Origin of the sequence: Enterobacter cloacae complex sp. ESBL7, assembly GCF_041679625.1 — a bacterium.
GTDB lineage: Bacteria > Pseudomonadota > Gammaproteobacteria > Enterobacterales > Enterobacteriaceae > Enterobacter > Enterobacter asburiae_B.
This window is the reverse complement of the sequence record NZ_JBGORN010000007.1, coordinates 149,442-165,056: the sequence shown is the minus strand read 5'-3', so window position 1 is coordinate 165,056 and position 15,615 is coordinate 149,442. Positions and strand designations below refer to the sequence as shown.

Genomic DNA, 15,615 nt, shown 5'->3' with positions numbered 1-15,615 from the left:
TGGCCGACCGGGCCACGCTGACCGGCACCACCTTTGCCAGCCAGGGCACCACCCAGGCGGGACAGCTGACGGTTAACTACGGCCAGCTGAACAACAGCGGCACGCTGCTCGGCAACGCGCAGCTGAATATTGGCGCGGACCAGGTGACCCAGAGCGCGGGCGGCAGGCTGCTGAGCGGCGGCAACCTGTGGCTGCAGAGCCGGGGGCTGGACCTGACCGGCCAGCTGGTCTCCCTGGGGGACTTAACGCTGCAGCTGACGAACGCGTTTACCAGCCGGACCGCCGTGGCGGCAGGCCGGACCCTGACCATCAGCAGCGGCGGCGACATCGATAACCGCAGCGTGCTGCAGGGGCAGGCGGTTAACCTCAGCGCGGGCGGGCAGCTCAGCAACAACGGACAAATCACCACCGGCGGCGGCACCAGCACGCTCTCCGGCAGCAGCGTGGCGCTCAATGCCGCGGGCGCGGTGCAGGGCGGGGGCGACATCACCGTAGCCAGCCGGAGCAACATTACCGTCGACGGCTTCACCGGCACGCGCGGCTCGCTGACCCTGAGCGCGCCGGGGTCCATCGTCAACACCGCGCTGCTGTACGCGGCGAATAACCTGGCGCTGTTTGCCGACAGCATCACCAACCGGCGCGGCGACATCATGGCGGGAAATAACCTGTGGATGCAGCGGGATGCGGCGGGGAATGCGAACAGCCAGGTGGTGAACACGTCGGGGAATATTGAGACGCAGAATGGGGATATTGGGATCAGAACGGGGCATTTGCTGAATACCCGTGATGGACTTTCGGTAAATAGCTGGACCGAGACTTCGCAACTGGCTGAAAACGTCGGTGATGCAACGATTGAACTTCTTGTCCTGAGTCTCCCTTCGACGTCTTACAGCATTAGTAATACGAAAAGCAAAGGGTATCGCAACTGTACATGTGCAATTGAATACGATATTTACAGTTCATCATTTGTTCCTACCGCAGAGAGCAGCCAAATGCGCTTTGCTGGCTCAGTGGTGCATCTTGATGTGAGTGCGAGCGGTGGCGCGGGACGCATCGCTTCGGGACGCGATTTGGTTATCAATGCTGGTGCTCTGGAAAATAAATCAAGTCAAATACTGAGTGAACGTAACGCATCTCTTTCAGGCTCACAGCTGAACAATGAGAGTTATCAATCAGGAACAACGGGGACTTTTTATAATTATAAATATCTCAGGTCTACAGGGGGATCATCTTCGGAAACGGGATATCCTGGACCAAAAGCTAACTCGACCTTTATTTATGAGTTACAAGGTCTGACGAATGAATCGGTGGAGGGCGAAACCTTACGCGCCGTCATCCAGGCGGGCGGTAACGTCACCGCAAACTTCACCAGCAACATCAGCAACACTAATACCACCGCTAACGCGGGCGGCGTCAGCAACGTTATCTCCACCCCGTCGCTGAACACCCTCAGCAACCAGACTGTCGGCAGCGGTGTGCAAAAACAGGGCCTGAACGCTACCGGCACCGTGGCGGTGAACTCGCCGCAGTGGAACGATCGGCTCCAGGGTGCGCTGCAGCAGCTTAACGGCGGCGGCGCGCTGGAAAACGGCGGCGTGTCCGGCACGTCTCTCAGCAACATTGCCACCACGCAGAAAGGCAACGCGAACCTCGGCCAGCTGGGCGCACTGGCGAACGCCGGGGTCACCACCGCCGATCTCCGCACCGCGCAGGGCGGTACCGTCGGGCACTATCAGGGCCAGCGCGTCGACACCAGCGCTTACCCGCTGCCGTCGGGCAACAACGGCTATTTTGTCTTCTCCGACAACCCGAAAAGCCCGTACCTGATCGGCATCAACCCGAAACTGAACGGTCTCGGACAGCTTGATCCCGCCCTGTTTGCCGATCTGAACGCGATGCTCGGGATCAAACCGTCGTCCACGGCGCCGCAGGAGACGCGGCTGGCGTTTACCGACGAGAAGCAGTTCCTCGGCTCGTCCTATATGCTTGGCCGCCTCAACCTGAACCCGGACTACGACTACCGCTTCCTCGGCGATGCGGCGTTCGATACCCGCTATGTCTCCAACGTGGTGCTCAACCAGACCGGTAACCGCTACCTGAACGGCATCGGCTCCGATCTGGATCAGATGCGCTATCTGATGGACAACGCCGCGGCGGCGCAGCAGTCGCTGGGCCTGCAGTTTGGCGTCTCGCTGACCGCCGATCAGATTGCCGCGCTCGACCACAGCCTGCTGTGGTGGGAGAAAGCCACCGTCAACGGCGAAACGGTGATGGTGCCGAAGCTTTACCTGTCGCCGAAGGACGTCACCGTCAACAACGGCAGCGTGATCGCGGGCAACAACGTCACCCTGAAGGGCGGCAGCATCACCAACGGCGGCAGCTCGCTGCTGGCGAAAAACAGCCTGACGCTCGACAGCCAGAACAGCATCAGCAACCTCAGCAACGGCCTGATGAAAGCGGGCGGCGACCTGAACCTGAGCGCCATCGGCGATATCAATAACATCAGCTCCACCATCAGCGGCAAAACGGTCGCGCTGGAGAGCCTGGACGGCAGCATCAACAACCTGACGCAGGTTGAGCAGATTGATATCAACGCCGGAGGTAAATACGGCAACATCGGCCTGAAGGACACCCTGCTGGGCAACACGGCGTCCATTACCGCGCAGGATGGCCTGTCGCTTGAGGCGGGTAAAAACATCACCGTTACCGGGGCGAACCTGGCCTCCGGCGGCGATATGCTGCTGAACGCGTGGGGCGATATTGCCGTCAACGCGAATCAGATCAACGACGCATTCAGCTCCAGCCGGGCGAAAACCAGCCGTTCGTCCGTCACGTATCAGGGCAGTAACGTCACCGCGGGCGGCAACCTGCTGGTGAACGCCGGGCACAACCTTGACGTGACCGCCAGCGACCTGAAGGCGGGCGGCAGCGCGGGGCTGAGCGCGGGCAACGATCTGAACCTGAACGCGGAGCAAACCAGTGAAAGCAGCCGGAAAGGGAAAAGCGAGTCCCACAGCACCGGGCTCGACCGCACCGCGATTTCCGCAGGCGATAACCTGGTCCTGAAGGCCGGGCAGGATATCAACGCCCGGGCCGCCGCGCTGGCAGCGGAGAAAAGCGTCGGGCTGCAGGCGGGTCGCGACGTGAATCTGGCTGCGGAAGAGACCACGCAGGGCGACAGCTATAGGTCAGGCAAGAAAACCGTTATTAACGAATCGGTACGTCAGCAGGGAACCGAGATCGCCAGCGGGGAGAATACTCAAATCCTCGCCGGACGCGATGTGACCACCGAAGCCGCGCAGGTGACGGCGAAGGGCGATATCGGCGTGGCGGCAGGCCGCGACGTCAGCCTCAATACCGCAACCGAAAGCGATTATCACTACAAAGAGCAGACCAAAACCAAAAAAGGTTTCCTCAGCAAGAAAACCACCCACACCATCGAGGAGGACAGCGCGACGCGTGAATCCGGCTCCTTGCTGAGCGGCGATAACGTGCAGGTGGTGGCGGGCAATAACCTGCGGGTGTTCGGCTCCGCCGTGGCGGGCGATGGCGACGTGCAGCTTAAGGCGGGCAACAACGTCGATATCGTGGCGGCCACCAACAGCGACACCTCCTGGCGCTTCAAGGAAGAGAAAAAATCCGGCCTGATGGGATCGGGCGGGATTGGCTTTACCATCGGCAGCAGCAAAAGCACGCACGATCTTCGTGAGAAGGGTACCACCCAGAGCCAGAGCTTCAGTACGGTGGGCTCGACGGGCGGTAACGTCGCGATTTCTGCCGGAAACCAGGCCCACGTCGGCGGGGCGGATCTTATCGCCGGAAAGGATTTAAGCCTCAGCGGCGACAGCGTCATCATCGAGCCGGGGCACGACAGGCGCACCCGGGATGAAACCTTTGAGCAGAAGAAAAGCGGGCTCACCGTGGCGCTCTCCGGCACCGTCGGTAGCGCTATTAACAATGCCGTGAGCGCGGCGCAGGAGACCAAAGAGCAAAGTGATGGCCGTCTGAAAGCCCTTCAGGCCACCAAAACGGTGCTGTCCGGCGTGCAGGCCGGGCAGGCAGCGGATATGGCGGCAACCACCGGCGACCCGAACGCAATGGGTGTGAGCCTCTCGCTGACGACCCAGAAGTCGAAATCACAGCAGCATGCTGAGAGTGATGCGGTGGCAGGCAGCACGCTGAACGCAGGCAACAATCTCTCCATCACCGCGAACGGCAAAAACAAAGGTGCAAACAGCGGCGACATCGTGATTGCGGGCAGCCAGCTGAAAGCCGGGGGCGACACCACGCTGGATGCACAGAACGATATTCTGCTGTCCGGTACGGCGAATACCCAAAAAACCAGCGGCAAGAACAGCAGCAGCGGTGGCGGTATTGGGGTAAGCATCGGTGCCGGAGGCAACGGCGCGGGTATCAGCGTGTTTGCCAACGTTAACGCCGCGCACGGCAAGGATAAAGGTAACGGTACCGACTGGACCGAAACCACAATCGACAGCGGCAAAAACGTCACCCTAAAAAGCGGGCACGACACCGTGCTTGATGGCGCCCAGGTTAACGGCAATAAAATCGTGGCAGACGTTGGTCACGACCTGCTGATGCGCAGCCAGCAGAACAACAGCGACTACGACAGCAAGCAGACCAGCGTTGCGGCCGGGGGCAGCTTCACCTTCGGCACCATGTCCGGTTCAGGCTATATCAACGCCAGCCAGGACAAGATGAAGAGCCGCTTTGATTCGGTGGCCGAACAGACCGGGCTGTATGCCGGGGACGGGGGCTTCGACATCACCGTGGGGCATCACACCCAGCTTGATGGCGCGGTTATCGCCTCCACCGCCACGCCGGACAAAAACAGTCTCGATACCGGAACGCTGGGCTTCAGCGATATCCACAACGAAGCGGACTTTAAAACCTCGCACTCCGGTATCAGCCTGAGCGGCGGCGGCAGCTTCGGGGATAAATTCCAGGGCAACCTGCCGGGCGGCATGATCTCCGCTGCGGGTAACAAAGGTCATAAGGAAGGCACCACGCAGGCCGCCGTGGCAGAGGGCTCCCTCACTATCCGCGACAAGGCAAACCAGAAGCAGGACGTGGCCGAACTGAGCCGCGACACCGAACATGCCAACGACAGCATCAGCCCGATCTTCGACAAGGAGAAAGAGCAGAACCGCCTGAACGCGGTTGGGATGATCAGCGACATTGGCAGCCAGGTGGCGGATATTGCCAGGACGCAGGGTGACCTGAACGGGCTGAAGGCGGCCCAGAAAGAAACCGGCGCAACACTCCCCGCAAACGCGACAGAGAAACAGCGCCAGGATTATCTGGCGAAACTGCGAGATACCCAGGCATACAAAAACGTGATGGTGACGTACGGAACCGGCAGCGATATGCAGCGCGGCATCCAGGCGGCCACGGCAGCGCTGCAGGGACTGGCGGGCGGCAATATCGGAGGGGCGCTGGCGGGCGCGTCGGCACCGGAGCTGGCGAACATCATCGGCCATCATGCAGGCATTGATGACAACACGGCGGCAAAAGCGATTGCCCATGCCATCCTCGGCGGCGTAACTGCAGCCCTTCAGGGAAACAGTGCCGCAGCGGGCGCTGTGGGGGCCGCATCCGGCGAACTGATTGCGACAGCAATCGCCAGACAGTTCTATCCGGACACAGACCCGTCGAAGCTGACGGAAGAGCAGAAGCAGACCGTGAGTACGCTGGCATCTGTTTCAGCGGGCATAGCCGGCGGGATTGCTGGGGGAAATACGGCTGGTGCGGCGGCCGGGGCCAGTGCCGGGAAGAATAGTGTTGAGAATAACTATCTGAGCAGTACGCAGGCAGTAGCATTCGATAAGGAACTTTCTGAGTGTCGAAAATCTGGTGGTGACTGTCAGGCGATTATCGATAAATGGAAAAAAGTCAGTGATGAGCAAAGTGCTACAGTTGATGAGCTATTGAAGGATGATCCCCTAACGGCTGTTGGATGGAATAAGGAAGTTGCTGAGGGTGGCTACGATATGACGGAGCGCCCCGGCTGGTTGGGAAATATCGGCGCTGATGTTATGACCAGTGACGAAGCCAAGACCTACGTTCAACAGTGGAATGGTCAGGATCTGGCGAAAATAGACCAAAACAGTCCGGAGTGGATGAAGTATGCGGTATTCGCGTCCGATCCGGAAAATCAGGCCATGCTTGTCAGCGGTGGGCTGCTTGTAAAAGACATAACCAAAGCGGCGCTATCGTTCATGAGCCGCAATACTGCAACGGCTACTGTCAAAGCCTCTGAACTCGGAATGCAATGGGGCCAGGGTAATATTAAACAAGGTATGCCTTGGGAGGATTATGTTGGTTCATCCTTACCCTCCAGTGCCAGATTGCCCCAGAATTTTAAAACGTTTGACTATTATGATGTATCTACTAAAACAGCTGTGAGCGCTAAATCATTGGATACACAGACAATGGCGAAGCTGGCAAACCCTAATCAGATTTACAGTTCGATCAAAGGAAATATTGATGCAGCTGCAAAATTTGATACATACACACTCTCTCGAAAGACAATTGATTCTTCTATGATTGCTAATAGAGAGGTCCAGCTTGCTGTTCCTGCTACTACAACAAAAACGCAGTGGACAGAAATAAACCGAGCCATTGAATATGGCAAGAGTCAGGGTGTGACAGTTAAAGTGACACAGGTGAAATGATGAAATTTAATAAAAGTCAGGATTACAGGGCTAGTTGTTACTATAACTCTGAATTATTGCTTGTTGAGACTCAATCAGGGCTGGGGATGGTCGCTGCTGATCCCCTCTTTCCTCCCCACTTATTGCACCCCGATGCCGATAATCAAAGTATCGGTGAAGTTGTTTTACAAGCGTTGTCAGATAGCCGGACATTGACGGTTGAAGAGTGTGATACGTTCTTTGATGTTGAGAAAGGCAAAGCACAATATGCTGCCTGGATAGCAATGTTGATGAAAAAATACGGCTATAAAACCAAACGTGCTTTATTCAAAGATATGAAGAACTGTGGTGTACATTGTATCAATGGTTTTATCACTTTTTCACCAACTCGCCATGAGAAACTAGAAGGTTGGGGAAGAACTAAAGGTGATGGCATAGAGAATGTCGTTCTCTCTGTAGATAGCACTCCAGCCGAAATTGGCGCGGGTCTGCGACTTGCCCTCAGTCGTTGCAAAGGTTGATTCAAAATCCCGCCAAATGTCGGCGGGATTTTTGGATTTGCCCTTTTTCACTTCCAGATAAGACGTATTTGGCCGTATCGTCTTCCGGTCAATTCTGATTCTCCAATAACTACTCTTGCCGTTGGAGGAATATTGCGCATTATTTCAAAAGAAAAGAAGCGCTCTGAAGATCTACCCGAATGAGGGTATAGAACTACCCCAGCCTCTCCACCCGCGTCTCCCCCTCCACCATTGACAGCTGATACAGCGAAAACGATCGCTGTTTCTCAATCAACTTCGCCAGCTCCGGCGAGTGGCTGGTGAGCCAGATTTGCGAGTAGCGGCTGGCCTCGGCGATTAAGCTCGCCAGCGCGGGCAGCATCTGTGGGTGCAGGCTGTTTTCCGGTTCGTTCAACGCGATAAACGCCGGTGGGCGCGGGCTTAACAGCGCTACCGCCAGGCACAGAAAGCGCAGGGTACCGTCGGAGAACTCCGCCGGTTCCAGCGGCCTGCTAAGACCTTCGCGCTGCATCATCATGCGAAAACGTCCGCCAGTGTTGTCGCTGTAAAACACGCAGCCGGGGAAGGCCTGGTCAAGGATGCGCATCAGCAGCAGCTCGTCGCCGATCTCGACGATAGTCTGAAACGCGGCCGCCAGGTTGGCACCGTCGCTGGCCAGCACCGGGGAGCGGAAACCGACCTGCGGAGCCCGCATCGCCGAGCCGATTGATACAGAAAACTCATGATAAAAGCGCCAGTTACGCAGGGACTCGCGCATCTGCGACACTTCCGGGTAAAGATGCGGTTCGCCGAGCTGCCCGAACACCGATTCGTTCTCGTACAGCGTGCCGCTGTGGGTCACTTTCTCGTGATGCACGTTGTTCAGAAACACTGCCTGGTTCTTACGCTTCATCAGCTGTGACGAAGGCCGACGGTGCTGGCCGCTCAGCCAGATGGACTCCTCTTTGATCACCGGGTCGAGCTGAAACTGCGAGGGATAGGGCAGCTTCTCCACAAACCCGACCTGCAGCTCGTATTCGTAGGTCTCTGTTTCCACCGCCAGATTCATCCGCCGCAGCTGGTCGCTGCGGGTTTTGCCTGCCCAGAACACCTTCAGAATGCCGCCCTCGTTCGCCAGTGCCTGGGAAAACTGCCCCTGGGCGGCGCTGTGCATCAGGTGTATCGCCTTGTAGATATTGGATTTCCCGGTGCCGTTCGGCCCGAAGACGATGTTGAGCTGCTCCAGCTCCAGCGACATGTCGCGGATGGATCGGTAGTTTTGAATGTGCAGGGTGTTGATCACAGGCAGGCCCCTTTTGCAGAATAAGCCTGTATATAATCACAGTCTTTGAGATGAAATGCAAAAAAGAGACGACAGTGAGGATGTCGTCTAAACGGGGTACTGCTTTGGGCCTCTACGGGTCAATGGGGCCTTCGCATTTTTATGATCACTTGACTGCCAGACGCAGACCCAAATCATCAGGATAGGGATCAAAGTAGTTTTGCGTCATCAGATACCGGTCGGGGTATTCGGCCAGGTAGTGCTTCAGCAGCGTGATCGGGGCGAGAATAGGCAACTGTCCGTTGCGATAGTGCAGGATCACGTCGCGCAGTTCGCCGCGCTGGCGGGTGTTCAGCTGGTTACGGAAATATCCCTGAATATGCATCAGCACGTTGGTGTGATTCTTCCGCGAGGCGGGTTTTTTCAGGATGGTCATCAGCTTTTCCCGGTACGCCACGAAGAAGGCGTCCAGGTCTTCCCACTCGTGCAGCGAGGCAACGAACGGACCGATTTCACGGTAGCCTGCCTGATGGTGCGCCAGCAGCTGCAATTTATAGCGGCTGTGGAAATCCAGCAGCCCACGTCGCGTCAGACCTTTAGCGCGCAGCGTGTTTAGCTCGTGCAGGGCAAATACCCGCTCGATAAAGTTTTCCCGCAGCACCGGGTCGTGTAGCCGACCGTCTTCCTCGACGGGCAGCCACGGGTAGGTTTCAAGAAGGGCGGCGGTGAACAGCCCGACGCCCTCCTTGCGGCCCCGGTTGCCGTTTTCATCGTACAGCCGCACGCGTTCCAGGCCGCAGCTTGGGGATTTTGCACAGACGATAAATCCCGACAGATCGCCGATTTTTGGCAGATAGTCTGCCGTAAAGTCGGCCATTTTCTGCGTGAGGTCATCATGAGGCGGCTTGCTGAAACGGAGCTGCGTTTCGCCGCTGTCCGTCAGCGTCAGGCGTATGGCCGGGCGAGGCGTCGGCAGGCCGATGGCCATTTCAGGGCAGACGGGCCTGAAATTCACCCACTGGGCCAGCTCATCCATGACGAAGCCCATACGCTTGTGTCCGCCGTCAAAGCGAACGGCGGATCCGGTCAAACATCCGCTAATACCGAGCACAGGTTTCGTTGTCATGGTGTAGTCCTCCCGTTCATATAATTAAAACTTACACAACATGACTAATTTGTCCAAGTATTAGCGGAACTATTTTTTTTATTCCTTTAGAATCAATGCGTATTAACTGCCCTTGTAGGTCGAGTAACCGTACTGGCTCAGCAGAAGCGGAATGTGCAGCTTCTCGTTGGTGCGGGTCACGGTAAACAGCACCGGGATCTCCGGGAAGAAGGAGTCCAGCTTTTTGCCGTGGAAGTACTCTGCGGTTTTGAAGGTCACTTTATACACGCCAGGCTGCATGTCCTGATCCTGCGGATAGAGCGATTTGATGCGGCCGTCGTGGTCGGTTTTACCGCTGGCAATCGGGGTCCATTTGTCCTGCTGCTGTTTCTCCAGCGTAACGGTCACGTCCGACGGCGGCATCCCGGTTTGCTGGTCGAGAATGTGGACGCTCAGCGTGCCGGCAGGGGCGCTAAAGGCAGCAGGGGCAAAGGCCATCGAGGCCAGGATCAGCAGAGGGGCAGTTTTTTTCATGGTGTTTTCCTGTTGAGTGATTCGTTACAGGAAAACGTTAGCATCTGCGGCGCGGGAAAATATTCAACTTTTCGTGAAGATTCCCGCAGGAGAAAATTATCAGAGGATAATCACTTCAAGCGATACCTGCTGCTGCCACTGCTCCACCTGTTTTTTCCGCCCGGCGGTGAGTTTGCCGCTGGTGACCAGAAGCCATTTGCGCTCGGGGAAAATTTCCGGTGCCAGCGCGTCAGGCGGAACCGGCAGGATGTCGATTCGGTGGCCCTGCCCGGTACGCGTTAAGGCTTCGAGCCAGATCTCGCACGGGTCGTTGAGGTGCCAGCCGCTGAGCAGAATATTATCGCCCGGCGCTTTTTTATCGCCTTCGAGGCAAAACGAGGTGTAGGCGATGATGATGCCGTCGAGGATCGCGCGCAGGGTCATGGCGGCGGCGACGTTGGCCGAAACCTGGCTGCGCAGCGGGCGCAGCACGTTCGCGACCAGCTCCGGCCTTGGGTATTCGCGTCCGGCGTCGTAAATCATCTGGCGCAGGGACTCGACCTTGCCGTCCTGCAGGCGTTGCAGCATGTTCTGCTGCAGGGTTTGCCAGTTGTTGGTCCGTCCCGGCGTCGGGCGTTCCAGCAGCGGTTTGACCTGGCCGATCGGGACGCCTTTTTTGACCCAGTCGAGAATTTTTAGCGCCTGCTGGACGTCCTCGTCGCTGTACTGGCGGTGGCCGCCTTCCGTGCGCTGTGGCTTGAGTAAACCATAGCGACGCTGCCACGCCCGCAGGGTGGTGGCGGTGATGCCGCTGAGTCTGGCGAATTCGCCGATGGAGTAAGCCATGTCCGTGTCCAGAGTGGAGGAATACTCTCAATATACTACGAATTTTCCCGAACGGGATGAAGCGCCGAAACGGTGCACTACACTTAACGTCCAACCGTGCAAATGAAAGGAATTCTCATGAAGCTATGGCCTGTAGTGACCGGTGTTGCCATTGCGCTGACGCTGGTCGCCTGTAAATCCCCCACGCCGCCGAAGGGCGTGCAGCCGATTTCCGGTTTTGACGCCAGCCGCTATCTTGGCAAATGGTACGAGGTCGCCCGTCTGGAAAACCGCTTTGAACGCGGGCTGGAGCAGGTAACCGCCACCTACGGCAAGCGCAGCGACGGCGGCATCAGCGTGCTCAACCGGGGCTACGATCCGGTGAAGAACAAGTGGAACGAGAGCGAAGGCAAAGCGTACTTTACCGGCGAGCCAACCACCGCCGCGCTGAAGGTGTCCTTCTTCGGCCCGTTCTACGGCGGCTATAACGTGATCAGGCTGGACGATAAGTACCAGTACGCCCTGGTCAGCGGCCCGAACCGCGACTACCTGTGGATCCTGTCGCGCACGCCAACCATTCCGGATGCGGTGAAGCAGGATTACCTGAACACCGCGCGCGGTCTGGGCTTCCGAACCGATCAGCTGGTGTGGGTGAAGCAGTAGCCCCTACTGGTAGGAAAACGTAATGCTGGCCAGCGCGTTGGCCGAGCCGGGGACCAGTTCGCCGGTTCGGATGTACTGCGCCTGGAACGGTAACGTGAGCGTCTGCGCCGCCGTGGTGCTCTGGATGAAGAACTGGCCGGTCGCACCCGCGGCCGAGCTGTCCGGCCCCATCGTCAGCGGCCCGCTGCCGTTGTAGAAAAACTGCACCCCAACGCCGGACGCCGTGGAGTCTCCGGTCAGGGTCACCACCGACGAGGTGTTCGACGGCGTGGTCTGATCGGTCATCACCGCGTGAACCGCCACGTTCGCGTCGCAGGTCAGGCCGACGGTAAACGTCCCCGATGGCGACGTGCTTCCCACCGTGGGCAGGGTGCGAATATCAATGGTGCCCAGCGCCACGCTGGCGTTTTTGCTGCCGATCGCACACCCGCTGGCGGTCACCGTGATGGTGGTCGGGCTGATAATCACCTGCGCCGTTTTCGTCTCGTTGTTATAGGCGGTGAGCACCGCGGCGTTGATGGTCGGGATGTTATAGACGCCGGATTTCAGGGCGGCACCGGTTTTAATAAAGGTGACCTTTGCTGACCAGCCCAGATCCTGGGCATACCCACTGGTGCCCTCTGCCGGGTAGCTTTGCGTGATACCGGTTTGCAGCGGAATATATTGTGTACTCTTAAAATCCTTCAGCCCGATGATATACCCCACGCCCGGTACGCCGGTCTCAAAAATGGTGTAATTCGCGCCGTCGACGGTGACCGTCGCACCGCTTGAGATGGCGCTGCTGCTGGGCTGCAGCGTCCCTTTGTTGCAGGTAAAAATAAGCCCGCACCAGAACACCTGCTGCACGCTGGCTGTCGCGCTCCAGGTCGAGCCGATAATGCTGCCCGGCACCACGGAATCCGCTGGCCCGCTGTAGGTCATCGGCTGAGGGGAGAGCGTAATGTCCGACTTCCAGTCCAGAGCCTGCACGCTGGCGCAGAAAAGTAATCCGCCGAGAAGAAACGCTAAACGCATCATAGATACTCCGTTGTCCAGGTGGCGAGGGCTGACACATCGCCGGCGCTCACCGGCGTAGCGGTGGCAACCAGCTGCGCGTAAAAAGTCATCTGTACGCTGTCATCCCCCGCCGTTCCGTACGCGGTGGTCTTTGTGTTCAGGGGAATGAGTACGCTCTCTTTATCGAGGATCTGCACCGCCACGCCGGTGGCGCCACCGTCGGCAATCTTCAGCAGCTGCGGGTTGGCATCATCCGGCGAACCGCTGAAGCGAATTTTTACGCCAGCAAAGGTTGGCCCGCACGCTTCAAGCCTGAGCGTGAAGGGCGTTTTGATATTGCTGACGGCCCCGGCACGGCTGAACTGTTTAATACCAATGGTGCCCAGCGGCACGTTTTGCTCCCCGGAGTCCTGCGCCACCACGCAGGTGTTGCCGATCAAATTGCCGGTGACGGAGACCAGCACGTCGTAGCCGCGAACGGGGAGCGTGAAAACCAGCAGCAGCGCAAGGCAGCCGATCCGAAGCGTTACTGACATACCACCTCCTGAGAATAAAGACCGGTGCGGGCGTTATAGTTCTGCTTGTTTAAGGCGTAGGTAATGGCGCAGCGCTGGCGGCTGCCGCGGCCCCACACGGCGTTCAGCGTGCCCTTCTCTGACAAACCGGAGAGATACAGGCTGCCGCCATCGCCAACGATGCCGCTGGTTTTGTCATCATCGAGCGAGACCAGCGTGCCGAAGGGGAGCACATCGTTGCCGTGACGCACGATAAACATCGCTTTTGCCCCCTGGTGCGTGGTGAAGGTGGCGCGAACCAGGGCGCCATCGGTAGGCGTTTTGTTGGCGATGGCGTTTTCCAGCTCCACGTCGTTGCCGGCGGTCGTCACGTCCAGCGCGACCTGGTTAACGCGGTACGGCGTGGCGTACGGGATCACCGCGTAGCCACGGCCGTCCGTTTTGATGCCCTTATGGTTAAGCACGGCGACATTGCTGGCCCCCGGCGCTTTCACCAGAATGTTGGTATTTCCGAGCGGCTGGCTCAGCGTCAGGCCATCTTCATGCACTACCGCGCCGCCGCTGATGCCGTAGCTGAGGTTGCGGGAGTCGCTGGCGTAGCTGTAGCCCAGGTTGTAGTCTCCCCACGCGCCTTCGTACTGCAGGGTGGCATCGCCGCCGTAGTGCTGTCGGGAGCTGTAGCGCTGGTTGACGCTATAGAACAGATTCTCCTCACCCGGCAGGTAGCCGCTCACGCCCGTGCTGGTTGTTGTGCCGGTGGAATCCGCATGGGTCGTGGTAAAGCGCGCGCGGGTCGACAGCGTCGGGTTGCCCAGCGGGACCGAAATCGACATCGACAGGATGTTATCTTTCTTGTCGTCATACAGGCTCGAGCTTCGCTGGACGCTGACGCCAAGCGACACGTTGCGAAACGTGGCGTTCCACGCAAACTGCAGGCTTTGCGTGGTATTTGACGTGTTCCAGTAGGTCTGCTGATCCCACGACAGTGACAGCGAGCCGTATTGTCCCATCGGCTGCGACAGCAGCAGCTGGTTTTTTGCCTTACGCGACATGCGCAGGTTGTACACGGTGTCGTATTGGGTGGTGACGGTGCCATCGTCTTCCACCGTCTGCTTTGGCGATCCGCCCGACATGCCTTTGTACGTGGTGTCGCTGAGGGTATAAAACCCTTTCGTGGAGTAGCGCAGCGAGAAGAAATTCACCCGCGTGCCAATGTCGTTCAGCAGCTTGCTGTAGCGCAGGCGCACCGAATCACCGGTATAGTGCCGATCGTCCGCCAGCTGGCTGCGGGCGTGGGTCAGATCGATGGAGTAGGCGCCAAAGCGGCCGAGGTTTTGCCCAAACCCTAGGGCCAGGCCGTTATAGCGATCGGCAAACTGCGCCCCGCCGTAAAACGTCAGGCCGTATCGCCAGCCGTAGAACAGCTCGCCCTGCGCGAAAGAGGGCGCGTCCTGATTGCCCGTCGGACGGTATTTCCCGGCGCCGAGGGCATATTTCACCTGTCCGTTACGCACCAGGTTCGGCACGCTGGCAAAGGGGAGCGTGTATTGCGTTTTGCTGCCGTCGTTCTCCTGAATGGTGACCGCCAGATCGCCTCCCGAGGAGGTCGGGTAGAGATCTTTCAGCACAAACGCCCCCGGCGGGACGGAGGTTTGATAGATGATGTTGCCGTTCTGGCGAACCGTTACGGTCGCGTTGCTGCGCGCGATGCCCCGGACTTCTGGCGCATAGCCGCTGAGGCTGGCGGGCAGCATGTTGTCATCGGTTTTCAGGGCGATACCGCGCAGGCCCACGGAGTCGAACACCTGCGCCGAGGTGTACGTTTCCCCGGCATACACCTGCGCGCGCAGGGCGTGAATATCGCGCTGCAGCCAGGTCTGCACGTGGGTGAGCTCATTGCTGTCTTTGGTCCACGTGGTGAAATCACGCAGCCGCCACGCGCCCAGGTTGACGCCGCTGTTGAGGCTCGCAAAAAGCTGCTGTTCCCGCGTGCGCGTCTCGCCGCGATACTCATTGTTCGAGCCATTGACCACGTAATTCAGCCACGCGGCAGGAATGCCCGCCTCCCAGCTTTCCGGGCTGACGTACCCGCGCGGCAAATTGCGCATCGCACTTTGCGGTACGGTGAAGCTCAGGGTGAGCGTCTTCTGGTCCAGATCAAACTGCGTATCCGCAAACGCCTTCGTTAAGAAGATGCAGCGCTGCGCCAGCGGCAGGTCGCCGCCCTTCGCCTGATGGCTATCGATGCCCAGCGCGGCGAATTGTTCAGGCGTGAGGCAGGGCAGCGCTTCACCCGTGCTGTCTTCAGCAAGGCGGAACGTGACGTTACCCGTGAACGCATAATTCGTATTGATATATACGTTGAGGTTGTAATCACCCGGCGGCAACGCGCTCCCGGCGTTGACCCAGGCGAGATCGGCGCTGTTTGCGCTCTCGCCGTTGAGGAACGCGGGGTTAAATTGCAGCTCGCTTTCAGCAGCCACGGCTTGCCGAATCACCAGGGAGATCACCGTGGCGCACAGGATTTTTATTTTCACGTGGTCAC

General features: G+C 58.5%; 10 protein-coding genes and 1 pseudogene. 4 read left to right on the top strand and 7 right to left on the bottom strand.

The annotated features are described in order from the left end of the window. From ACERY3_RS19880 to ACERY3_RS19870, 3 genes and pseudogenes are all read left to right on the top strand, one after another. A pseudogene (locus ACERY3_RS19880) lies at positions 1 to 5,829 on the top strand (hemagglutinin repeat-containing protein); the annotation flags it as partial. A gap of 179 nt (positions 5,830 to 6,008) precedes the next feature. After that, complete coding sequence (locus tag ACERY3_RS19875; protein ID WP_340673984.1) at positions 6,009 to 6,692, top strand: hypothetical protein; 684 nt, start codon at positions 6,009 to 6,011, stop codon at positions 6,690 to 6,692. Beyond that, on the top strand, positions 6,692 to 7,192 hold the full coding sequence (locus ACERY3_RS19870; protein ID WP_112778236.1) for a contact-dependent growth inhibition system immunity protein: 501 nt from the start codon (positions 6,692 to 6,694) through the stop codon (positions 7,190 to 7,192). The genes ACERY3_RS19875 and ACERY3_RS19870 overlap by 1 nt, the downstream gene beginning before the upstream one ends. Before the next feature lie 193 nt (positions 7,193 to 7,385). On the opposite strand, the gene ACERY3_RS19865 is transcribed toward ACERY3_RS19870, so the two are convergent. The 4 genes from ACERY3_RS19865 to ACERY3_RS19850 form a co-directional block, all read right to left on the bottom strand. Further along, entirely contained in the window at positions 7,386 to 8,474 is a 1,089-nt protein-coding gene (locus ACERY3_RS19865) for an AAA family ATPase (RefSeq protein ID WP_047059659.1), read from the bottom strand. Between the two features lie 145 nt (positions 8,475 to 8,619). Then, complete coding sequence (locus ACERY3_RS19860; protein WP_023333995.1) at positions 8,620 to 9,579, bottom strand: DUF523 and DUF1722 domain-containing protein; 960 nt, start codon at positions 9,577 to 9,579, stop codon at positions 8,620 to 8,622. Positions 9,580 to 9,681: 102 nt separating this feature from the next. Beyond that, complete coding sequence (gene uraH / locus ACERY3_RS19855; RefSeq protein ID WP_033147068.1) at positions 9,682 to 10,092, bottom strand: hydroxyisourate hydrolase; 411 nt, start codon at positions 10,090 to 10,092, stop codon at positions 9,682 to 9,684. Positions 10,093 to 10,191: 99 nt separating this feature from the next. Further along, a complete protein-coding gene (locus tag ACERY3_RS19850) occupies positions 10,192 to 10,917 on the bottom strand; it encodes a MerR family transcriptional regulator (RefSeq protein ID WP_029740778.1) in 726 nt (241 codons plus the stop codon). 117 nt (positions 10,918 to 11,034) lie between these two features. Between ACERY3_RS19850 and ACERY3_RS19845 the strand changes: the two genes are divergently transcribed. Further along, positions 11,035 to 11,559, top strand: a complete 525-nt coding sequence (locus tag ACERY3_RS19845) for a lipocalin family protein (protein WP_047059663.1) — start codon at positions 11,035 to 11,037, stop codon at positions 11,557 to 11,559. A gap of 3 nt (positions 11,560 to 11,562) precedes the next feature. On the opposite strand, the gene ACERY3_RS19840 is transcribed toward ACERY3_RS19845, so the two are convergent. From ACERY3_RS19840 to ACERY3_RS19830, 3 genes are read right to left on the bottom strand one after another with little or no spacing between them, the layout of a single operon-like run. Beyond that, complete coding sequence (locus ACERY3_RS19840; RefSeq protein ID WP_373226353.1) at positions 11,563 to 12,573, bottom strand: fimbrial protein; 1,011 nt, start codon at positions 12,571 to 12,573, stop codon at positions 11,563 to 11,565. Further along, a complete protein-coding gene (locus ACERY3_RS19835) occupies positions 12,573 to 13,091 on the bottom strand; it encodes a fimbrial protein (protein WP_373226351.1) in 519 nt (172 codons plus the stop codon). Before ACERY3_RS19835 ends, ACERY3_RS19840 begins: the two co-directional genes overlap by 1 nt. Beyond that, positions 13,082 to 15,607, bottom strand: a complete 2,526-nt coding sequence (locus tag ACERY3_RS19830; protein WP_048975183.1) for a fimbria/pilus outer membrane usher protein — start codon at positions 15,605 to 15,607, stop codon at positions 13,082 to 13,084. The genes ACERY3_RS19835 and ACERY3_RS19830 overlap by 10 nt, the downstream gene beginning before the upstream one ends. Positions 15,608 to 15,615: the final 8 nt, after the last annotated feature.

What these genes read in the sequence shown, in the direction of transcription:
- ACERY3_RS19875 (WP_340673984.1), top strand. Translation starts at nt 6,009, where the DNA reads ATGACGGAGCGCCCCGGCTGGTTGGGAAATATCGGCGCTGATGTTATG.
- ACERY3_RS19870 (WP_112778236.1), top strand. Translation starts at nt 6,692, where the DNA reads ATGAAATTTAATAAAAGTCAGGATTACAGGGCTAGTTGTTACTATAAC.
- ACERY3_RS19860 (WP_023333995.1), bottom strand. Translation starts at nt 9,579, where the DNA reads ATGACAACGAAACCTGTGCTCGGTATTAGCGGATGTTTGACCGGATCC.
- uraH (WP_033147068.1), bottom strand. Translation starts at nt 10,092, where the DNA reads ATGAAAAAAACTGCCCCTCTGCTGATCCTGGCCTCGATGGCCTTTGCC.
- ACERY3_RS19850 (WP_029740778.1), bottom strand. Translation starts at nt 10,917, where the DNA reads ATGGCTTACTCCATCGGCGAATTCGCCAGACTCAGCGGCATCACCGCC.
- ACERY3_RS19845 (WP_047059663.1), top strand. Translation starts at nt 11,035, where the DNA reads ATGAAGCTATGGCCTGTAGTGACCGGTGTTGCCATTGCGCTGACGCTG.
- ACERY3_RS19840 (WP_373226353.1), bottom strand. Translation starts at nt 12,573, where the DNA reads ATGCGTTTAGCGTTTCTTCTCGGCGGATTACTTTTCTGCGCCAGCGTG.
- ACERY3_RS19835 (WP_373226351.1), bottom strand. Translation starts at nt 13,091, where the DNA reads ATGTCAGTAACGCTTCGGATCGGCTGCCTTGCGCTGCTGCTGGTTTTC.